The sequence below is a fragment of the Aquabacterium sp. UBA2148 genome (genome assembly GCF_002328915.1).
GTDB classification, from domain to species: domain Bacteria; phylum Pseudomonadota; class Gammaproteobacteria; order Burkholderiales; family Burkholderiaceae_C; genus Aquabacterium; species Aquabacterium parvum.
This window is the reverse complement of the sequence record NZ_DCXA01000292.1, coordinates 1-3425: the sequence shown is the minus strand read 5'-3', so window position 1 is coordinate 3425 and position 3425 is coordinate 1. Positions and strand designations below refer to the sequence as shown.

Sequence of the window (3425 nt, the reverse complement as noted above, 5' to 3'; positions counted from 1 at the left end):
AAGCCAGGGCGGCGTTCATCACAGGCCACTGGGTGAAGGCGGTGACGTGCCCCAGCCCCACGGCGACATAAGCGGCGTGGATCGCGTCAACGCCCTGGCTCACGGCCCCATCCGCCCACACGCCGTGCATGGCGGCCATCATCTGATCGCGATCGATGCCAGCCACCGGCGAGGCGAAGTCCCGGGCCGAGGCATCGACAAAGGCGAGCCTGCCATCCTCATTGCGCAGCATGAGGTTGTGCATCTCGGCATGGCAGAGCGGGCAGCTGGCGTCGTAGTACAGCGTCAGGGGGTAGGCAGGCATGGCATTCTCCTGTTCTGATGGAAATTTCTGAAATAACAGAAATATTGGGGCAAAAAAAGGGTCAACTCCCTCTCACGAACTTCTGCACGCTGGCGCCCATCTTCAGCACCTTCTCCAGGGTGGAGGGCGACAAGCGCAGCATCTCGTCTGACCAGGCGCCCAGTGCGGTCATGAAGCGCAGGGTCTCTTTGACGCGGTCCTGGGTGTCCGCAGCTTCGCTGGCGAATTGCGGTGACGCCACCAGTTGCTCCAGCAGGCGCGTGGTCGGGTCGAACTCTCGCTCCTTGCGCTCCTTGACGATGGTGGTGAACAAGGCCCAGACATCGTGCGAGGCGGATTCAAAGTAGTCGCGACGGTCCCCGAGCACATGCGTGGTGCGGACCAGTTGCCAGCTTTGCAGTTCCTTGAGGCTGGTGCTCACGTTGGAGCGGGCCACGCCCAAGGTCTCGGCAATCTCTTCTGCGTGCAGGGGGCGGCCATGGAAGAACAGCAGCGCATGGATCTGGGCCACGGTGCGATTGACACCCCAGGCAGAGCCCATCTCTCCCCAGTGGACGACGAATTGGCGGGCGGTGTCGGTGAGTTCCATGGCTGCAGTGTATGTTCAATCAGAAATTTCTGTCAACACAGAAATATTTGATCGCCACCGCGTGACGAGGATGAGGTGTCGCGCTCAATCGCGCCGCTTCATCGACGCGCGCAACTCGTCCCTGCGAGCCTTCCAGGTCGCGCGCTGTTCGTTGTCTTTGTCCAGTCGGTCAAGCAGGGATTCGACGTGGTGCAGGGCGCGCTCCGGGTCGCCGCGTTCGCTGGCGCGCTCGATCAGCCAGACCAGTTCCTGCTCGTTGACCACGTTCTGCTTGAGCAGCTTGCTGTCGGTCACCGTGCCCACCAGTGCGCCCACCGAGGTGGCGATGGTGAAAGCCAGTGCGGCGATGCCGCCCACGATGTAGAAGCCGCGCCTGCGCCGCGTGTCTGCCGTGAAGGCGGCTGCCAGCGCGAAAAACACCACCAGTGCGGCCAGCGCCGTCATGCTCAAGGTGAACCCGTCCCAGACCAGGGAGAGCTCCATGCCTTGCCAGTTGGTGGTGGCCAGGATTCCTCCCAGAAACGCGCCCAGCAGCAGCATCCAGATCGCTTGCCGGCCCTTGGCGTGGGTCGGGAAAATGTCGAAGATCTGCACGGCGAACCCGAGGAGGGAGGCCAGGCCGGTGATCAGGGTGAACGCGTCCATCATGGGCGGCAGTGTAGGGTGCGGGCGCTCGGGCGGTGTCCTGCTGTCAGGCATTCACCCGTCTGGCCAGGCCGCGGAGCATGCAGATCAGGCCGCGCGCGGGGTCTCGCTCAGCTCATTGACCCATTCGTTCAGGCCTCGCCACGCGTAGAGGTTGTAGGCCACCACCTCGTCCAGGGGTTGGGCGTAACCGCTGCGAGCCCACACGGTGCCGACCTGAACGGCCATGCCCAGCAGGCCACGCCCCATCATCTCCAGGTCAAAGTTCGGGTTCATGCGCGGGTACAGCCTCTGGGCCGTGGCCCGAATCAGCGGGATGTACTGGGCCAGCGCTTCCTGGGTGCCCTGTGCGTTGGGCAAGGCGGCTCCGCTGAAACCGTCGAGCAACAGCACGTGGGCGCGGCGGGCGTCTTCGCGCAAGAAGCTGTAGAGGGCGCTCAGGCCTGCCTTGGCCTGGTCGAGCAAGCTGAGTGGGGCGTTGGACATCGCGGCCGCGACGTGGGCCACGAGCAGGTCTTTTTGCCAACCGTAGACGGCCTCGGAGGCGTCCTTGGTGTTGCGGAACGACTCGTAGAAGTAGCGGTCGGTCAGGCGGGCCTGCGAGCAGATGTCGCGCATGGTGGTGTGGGCCACACCGCGCGTGGCAAAGCAGTCCAGCGCGGCTTCGAGCAGCTTGGCGCGGCGTTGCTCGCGGCGCGCTTGGGCGGTCTCGCCTCGGTAGGTTCGCGTGGGCGTGGCGACTTCGGCCTGGTTTCTCATCGTGTGTCGGGGCCTGCTGCTTGGCGGCAGCCTGGCAAACTGAAATCTGTTGTTTCCCGAATATCGCGCAACGATGATCGAATCGGAATAGGGTGTTGTGTGGGTTTGTTGCAGTCAGCCGGGCGGCCGGCTCTCGCAGGGGTGAGAAGAGGACACCGTCGTTTCCCAGCGGGGCGTGACCTTCATGCTAGGCTGACGTCCCCACGGCCTTGTATCGAGCCAGAGCCCATGCCTGCTGCCATCGACTTCTATTTCGAGTTCTCTTCGCCCTACGGTTACTTCGCGGCCGAACGCATCGAGGCCCTGGCTCAGCGCCATGGCCGCACGGTGGACTGGCACCCCTTGTTGCTGGGCGTGATCTTCAAGAGCACGGGCGTGTTGCCGCTGACGCAGGTGCCGCTCAAGCGTGACTACGTCAAGCGCGACTGGGAGCGCATCTCGCGCCTGACGGGCATCCCGTTCAAGATGCCCTCCGTTTTCCCGATTGCTTCGCACCATGCCTCGCGCGCGGTGCTGTTCGTGGCGCGCAGCAACGAGCAGGCCGCCAAGGACCTGACCCTGGCGCTGTACCGCGCCTGCTATGTCGAGGGGCAGAACATCGGTGAGGCCGATGTGGTGTGTGCCGTGGCCAAGGGCATTGGCCTGGACGCCGACGCGATCGCCGAAGGCATGGCCGACCCGGCCGTGAAAGACCAGCTCAAGCACGAAGTCGGCGCGGCCGAGGCGCGTGGCGTGTTCGGCAGCCCCTTCGTCATCGTCGATGGCGAGCCCTTCTGGGGCTTCGACCGCTTCGACATGCTCGAAGCCTGGCTGGAGCGCGGTGGGTTCTGAGCCCTGGGCTGGTGGGTGCCGACTGCGCAAGATGGCCATGACCCTGGATGGGGGCGGCGATGACGCCTGACTGGGACTGTCAGGCCTGCGGCGCGTGCTGCGCGACGTTTCGCGTGTCCTTTTACTGGGCCGAAGCCGATGATGCGCCCGGCGGCACCGTGCCCGTGGACCTGACTCAGCCGGTGAGCCCGACCTTGCGCTGCATGGTGGGCACAGGGGTCAAGCCCGTGCGCTGCGTGGCGCTTGAGGGCGAACTGGGTCGACACGTGGCTTGCCGCATCCACCGGCTGCGCTCGT

General features: G+C 64.9%; 5 protein-coding genes and 1 pseudogene. 2 read left to right on the top strand and 4 right to left on the bottom strand.

The window, feature by feature from the left end; genetic code table 11:
- The 4 genes from B2W70_RS16135 to B2W70_RS16120 all read right to left on the bottom strand — a co-directional run.
- Positions 1–304: thiol-disulfide oxidoreductase DCC family protein (locus tag B2W70_RS16135; protein WP_286747210.1), on the bottom strand; the 304-nt coding region annotated here is incomplete at its 3' end.
- Positions 305–365: 61 nt separating this feature from the next.
- Positions 366–893: a GbsR/MarR family transcriptional regulator gene (locus B2W70_RS16130; RefSeq protein ID WP_058087883.1), complete on the bottom strand. Its 528-nt coding sequence runs from the start codon at positions 891–893 to the stop codon at positions 366–368.
- An 84-nt stretch (positions 894–977) separates the two neighbouring features.
- Positions 978–1541 carry a hypothetical protein gene (locus B2W70_RS16125; protein WP_286747208.1) on the bottom strand — a complete coding sequence of 188 codons (564 nt, stop codon included), beginning with the start codon at positions 1539–1541 and terminating at the stop codon, positions 978–980.
- An 84-nt stretch (positions 1542–1625) separates the two neighbouring features.
- Positions 1626–2297 (bottom strand): TetR/AcrR family transcriptional regulator, encoded by a 672-nt coding sequence (locus B2W70_RS16120; protein WP_286747207.1) that lies wholly within the window; start codon positions 2295–2297, stop codon positions 1626–1628.
- Between the two features lie 228 nt (positions 2298–2525).
- Between B2W70_RS16120 and B2W70_RS16115 the strand changes: the two genes are divergently transcribed.
- Together B2W70_RS16115 and B2W70_RS16110 are read left to right on the top strand one after the other, a co-directional pair.
- Complete coding sequence (locus tag B2W70_RS16115; protein ID WP_058087880.1) at positions 2526–3128, top strand: 2-hydroxychromene-2-carboxylate isomerase; 603 nt, start codon at positions 2526–2528, stop codon at positions 3126–3128.
- A gap of 113 nt (positions 3129–3241) precedes the next feature.
- Positions 3242–3425, top strand: a pseudogene (locus B2W70_RS16110) (YkgJ family cysteine cluster protein); the annotation flags it as partial.